Source organism: Roseibium sp. FZY0029 (assembly GCF_036350355.1).
Taxonomy (GTDB): Bacteria; Pseudomonadota; Alphaproteobacteria; order Rhizobiales; family Stappiaceae; genus Roseibium.
Genome location: NZ_JAZDVZ010000010.1, coordinates 1 through 16,852, shown reverse-complemented (window position 1 = coordinate 16,852; position 16,852 = coordinate 1). Strand labels below are relative to the sequence as shown.

The 16,852-nt window shown below is 59.6% G+C and carries 15 protein-coding genes; 7 read left to right on the top strand and 8 right to left on the bottom strand.

From position 1 onward, the window contains the following. Positions 1–20: 20 nt before the first annotated feature. From V1T76_RS24170 to V1T76_RS24140, 7 genes are all read right to left on the bottom strand, one after another. Positions 21–1,955, bottom strand: a complete 1,935-nt coding sequence (locus tag V1T76_RS24170) for a caspase family protein (protein ID WP_330563251.1) — start codon at positions 1,953–1,955, stop codon at positions 21–23. 62 nt (positions 1,956–2,017) lie between these two features. Then, positions 2,018–2,608, bottom strand: a complete 591-nt coding sequence (locus V1T76_RS24165; RefSeq protein ID WP_330563250.1) for a hypothetical protein — start codon at positions 2,606–2,608, stop codon at positions 2,018–2,020. Positions 2,609–3,198: 590 nt separating this feature from the next. After that, positions 3,199–4,371 carry a M20 aminoacylase family protein gene (locus V1T76_RS24160; protein ID WP_330563249.1) on the bottom strand — a complete coding sequence of 391 codons (1,173 nt, stop codon included), beginning with the start codon at positions 4,369–4,371 and terminating at the stop codon, positions 3,199–3,201. Further along, positions 4,372–5,187: an ABC transporter permease gene (locus V1T76_RS24155; RefSeq protein ID WP_330563248.1), complete on the bottom strand. Its 816-nt coding sequence runs from the start codon at positions 5,185–5,187 to the stop codon at positions 4,372–4,374. A gap of 1 nt (position 5,188) precedes the next feature. Further along, entirely contained in the window at positions 5,189–5,917 is a 729-nt protein-coding gene (locus V1T76_RS24150) for an ABC transporter permease (RefSeq protein ID WP_330563247.1), read from the bottom strand. An 83-nt stretch (positions 5,918–6,000) separates the two neighbouring features. Then, positions 6,001–6,780, bottom strand: a complete 780-nt coding sequence (locus V1T76_RS24145; RefSeq protein WP_330563246.1) for a transporter substrate-binding domain-containing protein — start codon at positions 6,778–6,780, stop codon at positions 6,001–6,003. 75 nt (positions 6,781–6,855) lie between these two features. After that, positions 6,856–7,629 (bottom strand): ABC transporter ATP-binding protein, encoded by a 774-nt coding sequence (locus V1T76_RS24140; protein ID WP_330563245.1) that lies wholly within the window; start codon positions 7,627–7,629, stop codon positions 6,856–6,858. Positions 7,630–7,930: 301 nt separating this feature from the next. On the opposite strand from V1T76_RS24140, the gene V1T76_RS24135 reads away from it, so the two are divergent. Genes V1T76_RS24135 through V1T76_RS24125 form a run of 3 tightly spaced genes read left to right on the top strand, consistent with a single transcriptional unit; the run spans position 7,931 to position 11,386 of the window. After that, positions 7,931–8,575 (top strand): TetR family transcriptional regulator C-terminal domain-containing protein, encoded by a 645-nt coding sequence (locus tag V1T76_RS24135; protein ID WP_330563244.1) that lies wholly within the window; start codon positions 7,931–7,933, stop codon positions 8,573–8,575. 10 nt (positions 8,576–8,585) lie between these two features. Next, on the top strand, positions 8,586–9,782 hold the full coding sequence (locus V1T76_RS24130) for a pyridoxal phosphate-dependent aminotransferase (protein ID WP_330563243.1): 1,197 nt from the start codon (positions 8,586–8,588) through the stop codon (positions 9,780–9,782). Continuing rightward, positions 9,773–11,386, top strand: a complete 1,614-nt coding sequence (locus V1T76_RS24125; RefSeq protein ID WP_330563242.1) for a 5-guanidino-2-oxopentanoate decarboxylase — start codon at positions 9,773–9,775, stop codon at positions 11,384–11,386. The genes V1T76_RS24130 and V1T76_RS24125 overlap by 10 nt, the downstream gene beginning before the upstream one ends. Before the next feature lie 23 nt (positions 11,387–11,409). On the opposite strand, the gene V1T76_RS24120 is transcribed toward V1T76_RS24125, so the two are convergent. Further along, complete coding sequence (locus V1T76_RS24120) at positions 11,410–13,437, bottom strand: sensor histidine kinase (RefSeq protein ID WP_330563241.1); 2,028 nt, start codon at positions 13,435–13,437, stop codon at positions 11,410–11,412. 51 nt (positions 13,438–13,488) lie between these two features. On the opposite strand from V1T76_RS24120, the gene V1T76_RS24115 reads away from it, so the two are divergent. From V1T76_RS24115 to V1T76_RS24100, 4 genes are all read left to right on the top strand, one after another. Continuing rightward, positions 13,489–14,142: a response regulator transcription factor gene (locus V1T76_RS24115; protein WP_330563240.1), complete on the top strand. Its 654-nt coding sequence runs from the start codon at positions 13,489–13,491 to the stop codon at positions 14,140–14,142. Between the two features lie 102 nt (positions 14,143–14,244). Then, positions 14,245–14,901: an SH3 domain-containing protein gene (locus V1T76_RS24110; RefSeq protein ID WP_330563239.1), complete on the top strand. Its 657-nt coding sequence runs from the start codon at positions 14,245–14,247 to the stop codon at positions 14,899–14,901. 20 nt (positions 14,902–14,921) lie between these two features. After that, positions 14,922–15,728, top strand: a complete 807-nt coding sequence (locus tag V1T76_RS24105) for a hypothetical protein (RefSeq protein WP_330563238.1) — start codon at positions 14,922–14,924, stop codon at positions 15,726–15,728. A gap of 298 nt (positions 15,729–16,026) precedes the next feature. Then, a complete protein-coding gene (locus V1T76_RS24100) occupies positions 16,027–16,281 on the top strand; it encodes a hypothetical protein (protein WP_330563237.1) in 255 nt (84 codons plus the stop codon). Positions 16,282–16,852: the final 571 nt, after the last annotated feature.

Here is a 16,852-nt window from a genome sequence, read left to right as displayed (position 1 = left end):
TCAATCGATCTTGCCGGAAATCACGATGGGGAGCCACCATAGAGCCGCCACGACTCCAGTCCGCGGTTGAAGAGTGGCCCCGGGACGCCGTCAAGTGTGCCCTCGTAATAGCCGGCAGACTGCAATCTGGTCTGGATTTCAAGGATGGTATCGCGCGACCAGCTCCGGGCTTCGGCGGATATTTTTGCCAGCGTCTCACCGCTGTCTGCCGTCAAGGCCGACAACAGCAGCTCGGAGGCCTTTTGCGGGGATTTGTCGGTGTGGAACCCTTCGTCGTAGATGGCGGCAGCCGCGAGAGCGCCTTCCGCATATCCCTGCTGCGCGGCAAGCTCGAAATAGGCAGCGGCGTCTTCCGGGTTCTTGTAGATGCCTTCCTTGGCAAAGACGCCGAGATTGTAGGTTGCTCTGGCAGCGCCCTCCGAGGACGCATATTCCAGAAGGGTGATCGCGCGCGGAACGTCGCGGGACCCGCCCGTGCCGTTATAGAGGGAAACGGCAAGGTTGATCGCACCGTCCGCACTGCCGTTGGCATAGGCGCGTTCGAACAAATCGCGCGCTTTCAGAAGGTCTTTCGGCAGGCCCTGGCCGAGTTCATAGAGAAGGCCAAGGCTGACAAGCGCCCGCGTATCGCCTGCTGCCGCTGCCTGCTGGTAAAGATCGACGGCGATCTTCGTGTCGCCGGCGGCTGCGCGTGCTCTTGCAAGCAGGGCCTTGTAGTGTGGTACGTCCGGGTAGTCCCTGACGGCCTGCTCGCAGGAGTGAATGGCCGCTCCGGAATTCTTGGCCAGGAGGTTCAGCGAAACGCCGCGGTAAATGACCGTGGAATCGTTGGGATGGGTGGCAAACCGTCTGCAGAGTTCCGATGGCGTCAGGTTGTTCGGGTTGTCGGGCACCATCTGCGTGACAAGCGTTTTTGCCTGTTCCAGGTATTGCCCGTCCGGAAAGCGCTCGATGTAATATTGCAGCAGGGCCTGGTTCCGGGAGGCGAGTGCATTCGACCAGATGTCGTCTTCCAGACTTGCGAGACTGATCGCAGGGGCCGGCAGCGTGCCATTCGTATCCTTCAGGGTCCGTTCGAGTATCTTTTGTGCCTCGTCGACGAACCTTCCTTCCGGATAGCGCTGCAAATAAAGCTGGATCAGCTTCGGATCTTCCTGCTGTGCCGACAGCTTCCAGAGCCCCACTTCCAGATCTCCATCCGTTTCCGGTCCGGGCTTGAAGTAGAAATCGGGTTTGACGGAAAACTGAACATAGGGAACCTGGGCACCACCCGTGACCTTGCGCACGTTCTGGTTCACATCCGACAGAACGGACAGCACCTCGCGGCCGGATGCGTGCATGTAGGACAGGAGCGCCGAGGCGTAGGGGCTGTTGTCTCCCGCACCGTCGTAAGCAACCTTGCCCGGCTGAGTGGCGTAACCGATCAGAAACCCGCTGACATCCGGCGGAGGTGCCAAGCCGACTTCGAGGCTCTTGATGCGATCCTGAAACGGATTGTTCTGGCAGGCGTCGAGGAAGACCATCTTGAAGGCGCTGCTTTGCCCGACAAGCTTGAGCAACTCGTCGAAATGGATGCTGTCGCTGACCAGTGTGTCGATGTCGCTGATGCGTGAATCGACCGGGATAAGATAGTTCTTGCCGGCCAGTTGAACCCCATGGCCGGCATAATAGACCAGTACCACGCTGGCGTTGCGCCGGACGACCGCCTGCGAGAATTCTTCCGTTTTCTTCAGGAAGTCTTCTTGCGTGGCATCCAGAAGGAGCGTGACGTCGAACCGGAGGGTTTGCAGCGTTGCAGCGATGCTTTCTGCATCGTTGCGCGCATTGGGGAGTTTCTCGCCCTTGTAATTGGAATTGCCGATGATGAGCGCCATGCGTGTGTCGGGCACGAGTTGCTGGGCTCGCGATGGCGGCAACCAGGCAACCGTGACGGCGAGCAGGATGACCGCCAGCACGAAAGCTCTCTCTAGACGTCGCCGGGCGGGAAACACGTACATGGTCAGGAACCGCATTTCACTCAGATTGAAATCATCGAAGCCAGATTGATTTCGACTGCCTCAATTGTCTCTGTCAGGACGGCGCGTTGTTGCTGTTGCAGGTTCGCGATCACCGTATCCTGCGAGCGGACGATCTGAATGCGTTGAACCTTGCTTATGCCTTCGCGCACGGCTTCAAGGGCCGCTTCGCCGCTCTCCGCCTGCTCCACTTTTACCACCATTTCGCGCACGATGGGCAGGGCGGATTGCGCGACCGCGCTGCCATTTTGCGCCTCACGCGCAAGCCGGTTCTCCAGGTCCTTCAGCACTTCGGTGATGCACCTGACCGGTTCGAGGCCGGTTTTTACCCTCTGCTGGCACCGTTCGCAGGCATTTTTCACACGAACGCGCGTGTTCAGGAAGCGCTCAAGTGTGGCTCTTTCCCGGGCGATGGTGGTCGGTTCGCTGTCGCTTTTCGGAATAAGGAAAAACGGCCGGACAGGTTCCTTTCCGGATCCGGCCTTCACGCTTGGGGATTCGCTCTCATACGCCGCAATGGTGATCGGTTTGCCGCCGGGACTTTCCAGCCTGCTGCCGGTCGCCGCCGGGTCGAATGACTCATCGAACGGCAACAGGGTGCTCCGGGAAAAAATCTGCCGCGCGCTGGATAGCTGCCAGGAAGTGTTTTTGACGGAATCTGTCAGCGCCTGATTGCTGGCCTTTGCGGAACTTGTGGCGCCTGTTAGCCAGGCTACCAAAATAGATGCAATAAATGAAAGGAAACCGAGCATCTTGCGCTTGGTAATCTCTGCCATAACTCACCGAATTTTTAAATCTGACTTAGCGTTCTGGGACGCTTTCATCATGTTATTGATAAATTTTGCATTGTCGGCGGCACGCAACATCCTACCAAGTGTCTGCGTTTAGTGAAGCGAAAATTCGCGCCACGGGGTGCCTCGCAAGCGGGCGAGGCTCGTTTTGCCGGAAGACAACAGACCCATCGACTTCAGGCAAGCCGATGGTTCCTTCCGGTTTGAAAGGCCTCCGGACAAGCTTCAGCGGGCCGGGAAAAGGCTTTCCAGCTCAAGGAGAAATGGGGTGGGGAAGGGTGTGCCGACCTGCTGCCGGTCGTCCGAATAGTGTGCCGGTGCGGCGTTCGGGGCGCTTGTTTGCTGGAGTTGCAGCAGGCGCCCCGACCACAGGCATGTTCAACTTGTGCTGATTATCCGCGTTCTTTTCCGGACAGGAAGTCTTCCGCCAGCGCGACCCAGAAGTTCGTGCCGATGGGCAGGATGTCGTCGTTGAAGTCGTACTTCGGGTGGTGCAGGGGTGGGTCGCGGTCGGTTTTCGCGGTGCCAAGCATGAAGTAGCACCCCGGCCGTTCCTCAAGGAAATAGCCAAAATCCTCACCACCCATTGAGGGGCGGGTAAGATCGGCGACGTTTTCCTCGCCTGCAAAATGTCTGGCGAGATCACGCAGATAGTCGGTTTCCGCCACGTGGTTGATCATGGGCGGATAGCCGCGCAGGTAATCTATCTCGGCCCGCATGCCATAGCTGGCAGCCTGACCTTCGGCGATCAGCCGGATGCGACGTTCCAGTTCGTCGCGTACATCCGGTTCCAGAGACCGGATCGTCAGGTTCATTTCCGCGCGTTCGGGGATCACGTTGCTGGCAATGCCGCTGTTGAACGATCCGACCGTGATCACGGCTGACTGCAGGGGATGGATGTTGCGCGAGGCGATGGTCTGTAGCGCCATGATAATGCTGGCACCGCAGACAATCGGGTCGGATGCCGCCTGCGGTTCGGCGCCATGGCCGCCGTAGCCGATGACCGTGATCTTGCATTCGTCTACGGCTGCCATCATCGGGCCGGCACGGAATGCGAATTGGCCGAAGGGCAGGGTTGGGTCGTTGTGAAGGCCGAAGACGGCATCGCACGGGAAACGGTCAAAAAGGCCGTCGTCCATCATCAATCTGGCGCCACCGAAATTTTCTTCCGCAGGCTGGAAGATCAGGTGTACTGTCCCGTCGAACTGCTTGCGCTCCGCCAGGATTTTCGCGGCGCCGAGCAGCATGGCCGTGTGGCCATCGTGTCCGCAGGCATGCATCACACCCGGATGCGTGCTGGCATACTCCGCCCCGGTTTCTTCGGGGATCGGCAGCCCGTCGAAATCGGCGCGGATGCCGATGCTTTTCGAGGAGGTGCCATTGCGCAGCGTCGCGACGATGCCTGTTTTAGCCAGGCCCCGCGTGACCTCATAGCCCATGGCAGCCAGTTCGCCGGCGACATAGTCCGACGTCTTGAATTCCGACAGGCCGATCTCCGGGATCGTGTGCAGATGCCGCCGCGACGCGACGATTTCGGGAAGAAAGTTGGACGACTGTACTGTCATTTACGCACCACGGCTGGGGATACGGTTTTCAAGGAAGCGGAACAGCATTACCAGAATCCCGGTGAGACACATATAGATCAGTGCGAGCAAAAGCAGAGGCTCATAGGTGAGATAGGTGTCCTGCCGCACTCTTGAAATGATGGCGTAGACATCGACCACCGTGATGGTTGCGACAAGCGGTGTCGATTTAAGCTGCAGCACCGTTTCTCCGCTCAAGGTCGGCAACGCACGATAGAACGCCCGGGGCAGCCAGATGCGCCGGAACATGGTGAAACGGCCCATGCCAAAGGCGCGTGCGGCTTCCAGCTCGCCTCGCGGCACACCGGCGAAAGCGCCGCGCATGACCTCGCCCTCGTAGGCGGCGAAGGAAAGCATGAGGGCCGTAAACCCGTAGGGCCAGGCCTGGCGCAGATAGGGCCAGAACATCGACTGCCGGATTTCCGGATATTGCGCGAAGACCGAGCCGAGGCCGTAGTAAAGCAACCAGAGCTGCAGCAGCAGCGGTGTGCCTCGGATCAACGTGCAAAAGCCGCGTGCAAGCATGGCCAGAGGCCTTGGGCCGGTGACCTGGACAATGCCCAGAATTACAGCAAGGACGAAACCGGCGGCGGCCGTTGAAAACAGCAGAAACAGCGTTTCCCAGATGCCGTGGATCAGTTTCCATTGGTATTTCTCCAGCCAGTCCCAGCGCAAGAACCAGACGGCGCAGAAGACGATGGCACCGAAAAGAGCAATCAGGAAGATCCTGTGAGGTTCCAGCAACCGGCGCGGTGGTGGCGGAACATAGGCGGGCATTGTGACTTTGGTATCGCTCATCTTACATCGGCCCCGCAATTCCGCGCCTGGCGCGTCGTTCGATATGGCCGATGACGCGGTTGGATACCAGCGTCAGGGTGAGATAGAGCACGCCGGCAGCGCAATAGAAAAGCATGTAGGCCTTGGTGGCTCCGGCAGCCTGGCGGGTCACCAGTGTCAGCTCCGAGAAGCCGACGACCGCCAGAAGGGCGGTATCCTTGGTGGCAATGAGCCAGAGATTGGAGAGACCGGGAATTGCGTAGGGCAGCATGGCGGGCAGGGTGATACGGCGCAATGTCTTGAAAGGGGACATGCCGTAGGCCCGGGCCGCTTCGATCTGTCCGGGCGGGATGGCCTTGATGGCCCCGCGCAGAACCTCGGTCGAGTAGGCTCCCTGCACAACACCGATGACAAAGATGCCGGCGGCCAGGCCACTGATATCGACCCTTGGCAGGCCCACAAGCATCAGGAGCGAATTGACCGCGTCAGTTCCGGCGTAATAGAGCAGCAGGATGAGAACGAGCTCGGGAACGGCGCGGATGACAGTGGTATAGACCTCAAGCAGGTCCCGCAGGATCGGCCCGCCGTAGAGTTTGCCGAAGGCGCCGCCGATGCCTATCAGCAGCCCCAGTCCAAAGCCGCCGACCGCGAGTTGCAACGAGGCTGCAAACCCGGCGAGAAGAACACCACCCCACCCCGGTGGCGAGAGGGCAAGCAGATCGAGATTGAGAAAGACGGGAGAAGCAGCCATCGGCAGCGGTCAACCTTGCTTTTTAAAAAGTGTTTGCCCGCGCCAGAAGGCGCGGGACGCTTTTTTAAGGGTGATCCGGCCGCTTAGCCGCCGTAGATATCGAAGTCGAAGTACTTCTTGGAGAAGGATTCATAGGTGCCATTGTCGCGGATCGCCTTGATCGCGGCATTAAGCTTGTCCTTCAGTTCCGTGTCGCCCTTGCGGATGCCGACGCCAACGCCGGCACCCAGGATCGCCTCGTCGTCCTCGACGTTGCCCTTCAGTTCGCAGCAGTCACCGCCATCGGATTTCAGGAACGCATCCAGAGCGATGGCGTCGGCCTGAACGGCATCGACACGGCCGGCGGCGAGGTCCTGATTGGCTTCGTCCTGTGTCTGGTACTGCTTGATCTCGGCAGCGACGTCACCGAAATGCTTTTCGGCGTAGTCTGCATGAATGGTTGACACCTGAACGCCGATGATCTTGCCGGACAGGCCTTCCGGAGTTGCTTCGAAGTCGTCGCCCTTGGCGCCGATGATGCCCGTCGGGGTGTTGTAGTACTTGTCGGAAAAGTCGATGGTTTTCAGACGCTCTTCCGTGATGGACATGGAGCCGATGATCATGTCGATCTTGCCGGAGGTCAGCGCCGGGATGATGCCGTCCCAGGCAACCGGCGTGACGACACAATCAAGCTTGGCTTCCGCGCAAATCGCGTCCATGAACTCGATTTCCCAGCCAACCCACTTGCCGCTGGAATCGGGTGAGGTGAATGGCGGATACGGTTCGGCCGCGATGCCGACCTTCACTTCTTCGGCCAGAGCGCCGGTGAAGGCCGTGGTGGCCAGTGCGGCGGCTGCGAGCGTTGTTTTCAGAATATGCTTCATGTTGTTCCCCTGTTTTTCGAGTTTTCATGCCGGATTTTCCGGCTGGACCACCCCGCGAAAAGTTCGCGGGACGGTCTAGTTGATCGAGCTGATGAATTTCTTCAGCCGCTCAGATTTCGGGTCATCGAACACCTGGTCCGGTGGGCCCTGTTCCTCAATGATGCCGTTGTGCAGAAAGATGACGTGACTGGCGACTTCCCGTGCGAATTTCATCTCATGGGTAACCAGGATCATGGTGCGCCGCTCGCGGGCCAGATCGCCGATGACACCGAGAACTTCTCCCACAAGTTCCGGGTCGAGGGCGGATGTCGGTTCGTCGAACAGCATGGCAAGCGGCTGGACGGCAAGAGCGCGGGCAATTGCGGCGCGTTGCTGCTGGCCGCCGGACAGAAATGCCGGATAGGCGTCCTGCTTTTCGTGCAGTCCGACACGACGCAGCAATGTTTCTGCAATGTCGACGGCTTCGTCGCGTTTCATGCCCAGAACATGGATCGGAACTTCAATCACGTTCTGAAGGACCGTCATGTGCTGCCACAGATTGAAGCTCTGGAAGACCATTGCAAGCTGGCTGCGAATGCGCTCGATCTGCTTGCGGTTGGCAGGGCGCAGGCCATGATGGCCGTCTTTCTTGAGGTCGATCGTTTCACCATGGATGGTGATCGACCCTGCGCTTGGCATCTCAAGCATGTTGATGCAGCGCAGAAAAGTGGATTTGCCGGAGCCCGATCCGCCAATGATCGCGATCACGTCGCCCTGCCGGGCCGTCAGCGAGACACCCTTGAGCACCTCAAGAGCTCCGAAACGTTTGAAGAGGTCACGTACCTCGATGGCTGGCGCCGCTGATTCCATCCTACCGCCATTGCCCGGATCAAACCGGTGCAGTTGGTGTTTCTGTTTCCTGCTGACCTCGTCGGTTTTGCCAGTGCAGCGTCAGCTCTCTGCTGCGGCAACAGTTGTAAGCTTTGCACTTGTCTCGTAATTATTCAACCGTATAATAACGAAAAAATCGATACCGGTGCGTCATGTGGCCGGAGATAAAGGTGAAGGACACAAGGATGATGCGGCAGGCAAATGAGGCGTTGGCAGCACGGTGCCAAACCATGCCTGCGCCCCTTGTCACGCAAGACTATCCGCTGCATTGGAGCCGGGTATGAGCCGTCGTCCGTTTCATCGCGCCAGCGAGGCCGTCCGGCGTCAGGATCTGATCCGGGCGACGCTGGACTGCATTTCCGAACTCGGTTTGCGCGGTGCGACCGTGCGCGAAATCGCAGCCCGGGCCGGTGTCACTCCCGGTCTGATACGCCACTATTTTTCCAGCAAGGATCAGATGCTGCAGGACGCCTATCGGGAGGTCATGACCGGCATGACAGCTGCCGTTTCTGCGGCCGCAGATACCGATCAGCCGAGCCCGAGGGCGAAGTTGCACGACTTCATCGTGGCAAACCTGACGCCGCCGGTCGCCGACGGGCGGACGTTGTCGCTCTGGGCGGCGTTCATCAGTCATGTTCGCGTCGATCCGGCCTTTGCGGAAATTCACCTTGAGAGCTATCTGGCCTTCCGCTCCGTGCTGGAAGCGCTTGTTGCCGATGTGCTGGTTGAAGCCGGAGAAAGCGCGGATGCGAAGCGCTGCCGGGAACTGGCAATTGCGATCAACGGCGTGATCGACGGTCTGTGGATCGAAGGCACGCTTGTGGGTCACCTGTTTTCGGAAACGCCCCTGCCGGGCGTTGCCATCAAATCCGTCGAGGCTTTGCTCGGCGGAATAAGCCTTGCCGCCAAACCCCAAACGAATTGAGAGACCGACTATGCGTTATGCGTCGATCACCGACCGCCTTGCCCATCTGGGCTCGGGAAAATGGACCGTCCACATTAAGGCGCGCGAAATGGCTGCGGCGGGTATTCCCGTTATTGAACTGACCATCGGTGAGCCGGACATCCTGCCCGACGAAGCCCTGTTCGAAGAAGCAACCCGGGCAATGAAGGCCGGTCGCATCCGCTATTCCAACGGACGCGGGGAACCGGGTATCGTCGCTGCGCTCACGGAAAAATACCGCCAGCGCCGTCCGGATGTGAGCGAGAAGAACGTCCTGTGTTTCCCCGGCACCCAGACGGCCCTGTTTGCGGTCATGCTGGGGCTGGTGGAGACGGGTGATGCCGTTTTGGCAGGCGATCCGCTTTACGCCACCTATGAAGGCGTAATCGCCGCGACAGGCGCGCGTATGGTTCCAGTGCCTCTGCGTGCGGAAAAGGGGTTTCACCTTCAGGCGGAAGATCTTGAAAAAGCGATCACACCGGACAGCCGCGTGCTCCTGCTCAATACACCGCACAATCCGACGGGAGCGACGCTGACGGCTGATGAAATTGCCGCGATCGGCGAGGTCTGCATCAAACACGACCTCTGGATCGTTTGCGACGAAGTCTATGAGAAACTGATTTTTTCAGGGGCTTTTGCCTCGCCCTTCGACCAGCCGAAGCTGGCCGACCGCACCATTGTGGTGTCCTCGATTTCCAAGTCTCATGCCGCTCCCGGGTTCCGGTCCGGATGGGCCATCGGCCCGGAGGAGTTCTGCACGCGGTTGCTGGCGGTTTCCGAGACCATGTTGTTCGGCGGTCAGCCGTTCATTGCGGACATGACCGCCATGGCGATTTCCGGAGATTTCGACACCGCGGAGCGCATGCGGGAGAACTATCTGAGACGGGCAAAGCTTATCCTCGACCATCTGTCCGGTCACGGCGCCCTGAAGCCCATGATGCCGGAAGCGGGCATGTTCCTTCTGGTGGATGTCAGCGCCACAGGGCTGGACGGTGCCAGTTTCGCGGAGCGACTGCTGGAGGAAAAGCAGGTCGCGGTCATGCCGGGGGTCTCTTTCGGCGATCAGGCTACAAATTTCATCCGGTTGTCGCTGACGGTTGCCGATGAAACGCTTTGCGAAGCAACAGACCGGATTGCCGCTTTTGCGGACGGTCTCGGCAAAGGCGAGGGGAACCGCAAATGGGCGTAGTCACCAAAACGGTCGGTGAAGCACTGATCGATATTCTGGAAGCCAATGGCGTCGAGGCCGTTTTCGGAATTCCGGGCGTGCACACGGTTGAACTCTACCGGGGTCTTGCCACATCCGACATCCGCCACATTACCCCGCGCCATGAACAGGGTGCAGGCTTCATGGCCGACGGCTATGCCCGGGTAACCGGAAAACCCGGCGTGGCCCTGGTGATTACCGGCCCGGGCCTGACCAACACGATCACCGCCATGGCACAGGCCTATCAGGATTCCGTGCCGATGCTTGTGATCTCGGGCGTCAATGCCCGGGCAACTCTCGGCCATGGTCGGGGCAAGCTGCATGAATTGCCGGACCAGCGGGCCATGATGGCACCGCTTGCCCTGATGACGCACACGCTTCTGGAACCTGCGGATCTGCCGGCTGTCATGGAGCGGGCCTTTGCAATTCTCCAATCAAAGCGGCCTGGCCCAGTCCACATCGAAATTCCGACCGATGTGATGGTTGAGAAGATCTCGCTTGGCGACCTCCATCCTTCAAAGGCCTGCGGCCCTCGGGCGGCGCAGGCTCAGGTAGCCGAGCTGGCGGAAAAATGCAGGCAGGCCCGCCGTCCTGTAGTCCTGTGTGGCGGCGGATCCGTTGCAGCTGCCGACAAGATCCGGCAGTTGGCCGAGCAGATCGATGCGCCGCTGGTCACCACGGTCAATGCGCGGGGCATGTTTGCCGGTCATCCGCTGTCGATCCCGGCCAGCCCGAGCCTTGCCGCCGTGCGGGACGTGATCGGAGCCTCCGATCTGGTGATTGCCCTTGGCACCCAGATGGGAGAGACCGACTACGACATGTATGCGGACGACGGCTTTCCGGAGCTTGCCAACCTGGTGCGTGTCGATATCGATGCGGACCAGCTTGCACGCGGTCCCGAGGCCGCGTTGCCCATGCTGTCGAGTGTCGGTCAGTTGATGGATGATCTTCTGCCGCTGCTTGAAGGGCACGAAACGGATGCGGACGGCGCTGCGCGGGCGAAGGCTTGCCGCGAGGCGGTTACATCGTGGCTCAGCCCGAAGATGCAGGCGGAGGTCGGCGTTCTGGAGACGATCCGCGAGACGCTTCCCGGCTGCATCATCGTTGGCGACAGCACACAGGCCATCTACTCCGGCAACCTTTATTATGAAGCGGGGCGGCCACACGGCTGGTTCAACGCGGCAACGGGGTTCGGAGCGCTTGGATATGGCCCCCCGGCGGCGATTGGTGCCAGCATCGGCGAGCCTGGAACACAGGTGATCTGCCTGGTGGGCGATGGCGGGCTTCAGTTTTCGCTTGCCGAAATCGGGTCGGCGGTGGATTGCGGGGCGCGCGTGATCTTCCTGGTCTGGAACAACGACGGTTACGGCGAGATACGGTCCTACATGGTGGACCGCGGAATTGAGCCGGAAGGCGTGACCCCGTCGGCACCCGATTTCGGCAAGATTGCTGAAGCCTATGGCCTGCCGTCCGTCCGTCTTGACGATGTGGCGGAGCTGGCAAGCGCCTTGAAGCGGTTTGCGGACCTCTCCGGGCCGAGCCTGATCGAGATCCACGAGACAGGCACGCGCGGCGCAACTGCGTGACTGGAGCCCCTCCAGTGCCTCCGTCAGTTTGAAACGGGCAGTGTCAGCCTGAATTGCGTTCCCCTGCCTTTCACGGACTGGCAGGTGAACGCGAGGCCATGTTCCCGGGCAAGGTCATGGCAAACAGACAGGCCGAGGCCGTGGCCGCGGGACAAGCTGCCTTTCTCGTAGGCCTTGAGGAAGCTTTCCTGCTCAGCCCCGGTCAGGCCCGGACCTGTGTCGAGGACACAAAGCTCCACGGTCCGGCCGCGGTTGCGCACACCGATCAGCACCTTGCCCGTCTCGGTGTATTTGACCGCGTTGGAAACCAGATTGCTGGCAATGCGCATCAGCACGATCGCCGGCACGGCGGTATTGCGGGATGAGGCAACCCGGCGCAGCTTCAGGCCCTTTGAGATTGCTTCTTCACCAAACATCTGCTGGACCGTGTCGAGCACGAGCGAGAGCTCGTAGCTCTCGGTTTCCGCCGGTTCCGTATGGGCCATCCTGACACCGGTCTGGAGAGGTTCGTCGCCGGCTTTCTGGTCAGGCAAGTTTTCGGTTTCTGCTTCAGCGCTTCGTGGTGTCGTTTCCTTCAGATAGGAATTCGACAGGGCTTCCATGTAGTCGAAGGCCTCTGCAAGGCGTCGCCGGACCGGGGGTTCTATATGGTCGGCCAGGTGGTCGAAGCTTAGCCGCAGCGACGTGATCGGCTGTTTCAGGTCATGGGAGGCAGTGGCCAGCTGGCGTTGGCGCAGGCTGGCAAGGTCACGGGCGCGGGTATAATTGCGCTCGGCGACAAGCAGCTCCCGGCTGCGCCTGGCTTCCGCTTCAAGAGCCTTGATTTCAGCCTTAACAGCGTTTGCATGCTTGTGGCGCAGGGCCACGATATGGGCGGTCAGCCCGGTCATGGTGGCAATCAGCAGGCAGGAGAAAATGCCTTTGACCGTGGTTGCCACAGGCAGGATTTCCGCCTCCAGCCCAACCACCATCAAGGCAATCAGACCGACGACCAAAAGCGTTCCGGCAGCCGATATCAGTTCGCCGCTGAAATGTGCTGCCCCTTCGGCACGCCGCCAGCGGCGGCCCGCCAGGAAAACCGAGACAAACATGAAGGCCAGAAGCACGTAGCCGAAAAAGGCGACGTAGGTGCCGGGCGAAAAGAAGGAAAGCACGAAACCGGCGACCGAGAGGGCTGACATGGATGTCAGAGCGATGGACAGCCGGGTTTCGCGCCGATCCTCGACAAGCGAGCGCCCTGAAATGACGAAGCCGACGCCCGATAGCGCAAACAGCAGAAAAAAACCGATTGGCGACTGGAGTTCAGGATTGTCGGGAAAGAAGAAGCGAAACCAGAGACCGTCGATATAGCCGATGAAGGCGAGGCCGAGGCCGAACTGGAGGGCATACAGCATGCCGATCCAGTTTTTCATGGCCAGGTGAAAACCGAAGAAAAAGATCAGGCAGGAAATGGTGAAGGCGTAGAACGCCGTGTGCGTGATGCCGGACGCAAAAGCGGATGCTTCCAGTTCGACCGGCGTTTCCAGCGCCATCTTGAAGGACTGGAACGGCCCGAACTTGAAATTGACCAGCAGTGTGACCCGCTCTTGCGGCGCAATCTGGAATACGGGGGTGCGCAGGCGCGTCACGGAATGGTCTTCGGGGGCGAAGGGTTCGAAGATCGAATAGTTGATCAGGTTTTCCGTAAAGCCGCTTTCGCGGATGACATAAGCATCCAACTCGCTGACAAGCGGCAGTTCCACGGTGAGGATGAAAGGGTCGGGGGCGCGGCCATCGTTCAGGGTTGCGTTGTAGATTTCGACCGCTGCCCAGGCTTCGGGTGCATAGTTGGTTCCCAGCAGTGAGGCCTTGAGCGTGGATGAAAACGTGCCGGAGCGAAATCGATTGAGGATATCTGCGAGCGATGCTGACGGGTCACTTTCATAAACCAGATGCGGCTTCAGATCGCCAATGCCCTGGCCGGGTTCAAGGCGCACCGTTTCGGCACGGGCAAGACCGGTCACGAGAAGACTGAAAAACAGGAAGACCCACAGGTGCAGAATTCTGGTCATTTCCCCTAAGGCATGTCAGATAGAAGGACTGCTGCTGCTGGATCGAGAGCCGTGAAAGATCAAAGATATAGTGCCATCATTGCAGACGATCACGCAATCGTTCGCTCCGGGCTGCGCGATGCTCTGGAAAAACCGGGCCTGATCGAACCGGAGGGGATCAACGTGCTGGCGGAAGCCGGCGACGGACTGAGCGCGATTGCCGAAGTGCGCAGGCACCGGCCCGATCTGTTGCTGCTGGACGTTTCCATGCCGATGGCGGGCGGCGTGGAAGTGCTGATCGAGGCAAGGCGCTGGTCGAAGGAAACGAGGGTCGTCGTCCTGACCGGCATTTCCGCAGTCGGGCTGATATCCGACCTTATTGAAACAGGGGTCGACGGGCTGTTTTCGAAAGCCTCGGACAATGCCGAGTTCTACCAGAAACTGCCGGGAATCCTGCGGGGGCAGCGGCATATTTCGGACGTGTTTCTGAAGATCCTGGAAGAAACGCCTGCACCGCCGGTGCTGACCGACCGGGAACGGCAGACGCTGAACCTGATTCTCGCCGGGCGGTCCAACAAGGAAATTGCCGAAGGCCTCGGCATCAGCATCAAGACCGTCGACAAGCATCGCACCAGCCTGATGCAGAAGCTGAACGTGCATTCGGTGCCGCAGTTGATGGCCAAGGCCTTGAAGGAAGGCATGATCGATCCGTCGCGGGAACTTTGACCGGGAGGCTGCTTGCCCCGGCCGGAATGGGGGATTGGCCCCATGGCTGGCGGCGACCGGACATGGGTTACTGCTTTGTGTGACCCACAAGAGGATTTTGCCATGCCCCGCTCTTTCAGATTTTCCACCGTCTCGCTTGCCGCGTTACCCGTTGCCTGCCTGCTTTTGACGGGCTCGGCGCTGGCACAGGATGACGGTTTCCGCGAGATCCGCGTTGCCCCCGGAACGGCGGTCGCGGCCAATTTCATGGATGTGCTGATGCCGTTTCTGCAAGGCCATCCGGAAAGTGACGAAGGCAATGCCGCTCTGGACCTGAAGGTGCGCAAGGCGGGCAGCGGCTACAGTGTCGATATCGTCATGACGGGATATCTCGATGACAGCCTGTCCGGCGAACACTATCGGGGTACGGTGATACGCACGGCGTCGGGCGAATGGGAGCTGCTGGAGATGAAGGTCAGTCCGCTTTGCGCGCGCGGTGAGAATGTCGGAGGGGTATGTACCGCATCGGCTGCGCCTCCGGCCATGTTCCGGTCTTCCGGTGACGCGCCCGACAATCGGCTCATGTGTGTTTCCATTGCGCGGGATGATGTGCTGAATGTGCGGAAGGGGCCCGGAACACGGCATGCGGTCACCGGCGCTCTTGCGGCAGGAACCTGTAATGTGGAACTTTCCGAGAGCTGTGAAGGAAGCTGGTGCGAAATCCGTTCGGATGCAATTTCCGGATGGGTGAATACCCGTTACCTTGAGCCCGCAAATTGAAGGACCTATCGACAAGCCACATGCCCACCAGCAACCAGCAAAAGCGCAGATCTGCCAGAAGCCTTCTCATCGGAGGCTTGCTGCTGTCTTGCGCCACTGTCACGGTTCTCGCCAGCGGCTTGCCGGAGCCGACGTTCCTGGAAAGCGGCAGCAACGACCTGATCCGGTTTCAGAAAGGCGAGGTGCCTGCACCGGAGAGCGCTCCGGTGGTCGCCGCCGAACCGGCGCAACCTCTCGAACGGCGCGAGCCAGAGCACCGGCTGATGGATGGTGAAGAGGCTGCCGTCGAGGCTTCCCCGCCGCCGGCCCCAGCACCTTCCAACAACGCCTTTGAGGAGGCAGCTGGCTTTGATGGTGTGTCCGAACCAGCTATCGGACAGATAGCTCCCCAGCGGCAACGCGTTGCGCCTGCCGCTGGGCCGAAACAGGAATCGCAAAAACAGGAAGCCACGGGCGCGGACACTCAAGGTTTGAGCTCGGCTGTCGAGAAGTCTGCAGCAGGGCGTGCGCCGGCCCCGGCTCCGGCTCCACTGGAAGAAACCGCCGATGCAGATGATGCGATTTCCGCGCGTCTGGTAACGGTCTGCCTGACCAATCCGGACGATGCAAGCGGTGCCAAGGGCTTTGACATCCGGCGCGATGGCCCGCCGCGCTACGTTGCCGACGTTGGCGCGACGGCTTGTGCCCGCTTCGAGCCGACGCGCCATACGATCTATCTCTGGAAGACGAATGACCTGGGCGCGTTGTCGCTGATCCTCTCCAGTCGCCTCGATCTCGTCCAGGCGGACGGGACGCAAGTGTCTCTGGACTGGTTGCGGGACCGGTAACCGTCCCGGCAGCGCAAACGCGCATTCTCCAGTTTTTCTCGAAATTGTTACTCGCGTGAATGCGCTTGGAAGCAGGGTTCTTTCCGGGCTGACATGGCTTGTTGGGGCTGCAATTCGGAACCCCATCGTCATCCCGGCCAAGCGGAGCGCGAGCCGGGATCGGGGAGATAAAGGTTCCTTTTTAGGTGCCCATTTCGCCGACCCTCGGCTCCCCGATCCGGATCTTCGCTGCGCTGCGTCCGGGATGACCAAAGGAGGGATGCGGCATTAGGTAGCAAACGCACCAAGGAAAAAGACCATGGAATTCTGGAAATCGGCTAATGTCGAGCTAGTCTCTCTTCAGCCTCGCGAGCCTTTTCTATTAGAAGCTGGCCCAAATGGAGACCTTCGGAAGGTGCCAGTGACATCGCCAGAACAATATCTGGATCTAGGTTCACATCGGGATGCGGCTTCCCAATCCGTAGCCAAACATCTTTCCGGTCAGGCCAAGAATAACGGCAAAGGCATCAGGGGCAATAAAGAGCGGGCGTTCGTCTATAACTTGTCCTCCTGAGCCTAGGCTATGACAGATTACAAACCCGCAAAACTAAAAAGCTACGATCAGACCATACGAGGCTTACTGGCGAAAAGGGTTGAACTCTGTCACCAGGATCAAGAGCTAAGAAAGCTACAGGCTACTGCCGGTAGTGAGATAGCTGCGATAGACCGAGTTCTGAGCCTATTGGACTTCGAGGCTGATTACGACGCTCTGATGCCCAAAAACGTAGGCAAGAAACAGCATAAGCGCGGCGAGATATGGCGACAGGTGTCAAGCATCCTCCGAACCGCTACAGAACCTGTAACAAGCCGTCAGATTGCGTTGCAAATCGCAGAGGATCCGCGGAGATAACCCGAACGACCATGCACACATCGTGAAGCTTAAAAACAACGTGTCACACGCTCTAGGTGGAATGCGGAAGCAAGGGCGTGTTATTTCTGAGGGGAGTGGGAACGGGGAGCAGTTGTGGCGATTATCAGATTAACAGCCAAGCCCACGCACAATTCTCCTCACATCGTCATCCACGTGCTGTGACCTGCTCCCCTGAAAGTTCCTCGTTTTGAGGTTAGTCTGTTCCCAATTTAAG

Coding starts and splice junctions, on each gene's coding strand:
- V1T76_RS24110 (WP_330563239.1), top strand. CDS start 14,245: ATGCCCCGCTCTTTCAGATTTTCCACCGTCTCGCTTGCCGCGTTACCC.
- V1T76_RS24140 (WP_330563245.1), bottom strand. CDS start 7,629: ATGGAATCAGCGGCGCCAGCCATCGAGGTACGTGACCTCTTCAAACGT.
- V1T76_RS24150 (WP_330563247.1), bottom strand. CDS start 5,917: ATGGCTGCTTCTCCCGTCTTTCTCAATCTCGATCTGCTTGCCCTCTCG.
- V1T76_RS24160 (WP_330563249.1), bottom strand. CDS start 4,371: ATGACAGTACAGTCGTCCAACTTTCTTCCCGAAATCGTCGCGTCGCGG.
- V1T76_RS24100 (WP_330563237.1), top strand. CDS start 16,027: ATGGAATTCTGGAAATCGGCTAATGTCGAGCTAGTCTCTCTTCAGCCT.
- V1T76_RS24125 (WP_330563242.1), top strand. CDS start 9,773: ATGGGCGTAGTCACCAAAACGGTCGGTGAAGCACTGATCGATATTCTG.
- V1T76_RS24145 (WP_330563246.1), bottom strand. CDS start 6,780: ATGAAGCATATTCTGAAAACAACGCTCGCAGCCGCCGCACTGGCCACC.
- V1T76_RS24135 (WP_330563244.1), top strand. CDS start 7,931: ATGAGCCGTCGTCCGTTTCATCGCGCCAGCGAGGCCGTCCGGCGTCAG.
- V1T76_RS24120 (WP_330563241.1), bottom strand. CDS start 13,437: ATGACCAGAATTCTGCACCTGTGGGTCTTCCTGTTTTTCAGTCTTCTC.
- V1T76_RS24105 (WP_330563238.1), top strand. CDS start 14,922: ATGCCCACCAGCAACCAGCAAAAGCGCAGATCTGCCAGAAGCCTTCTC.
- V1T76_RS24155 (WP_330563248.1), bottom strand. CDS start 5,187: ATGAGCGATACCAAAGTCACAATGCCCGCCTATGTTCCGCCACCACCG.
- V1T76_RS24130 (WP_330563243.1), top strand. CDS start 8,586: ATGCGTTATGCGTCGATCACCGACCGCCTTGCCCATCTGGGCTCGGGA.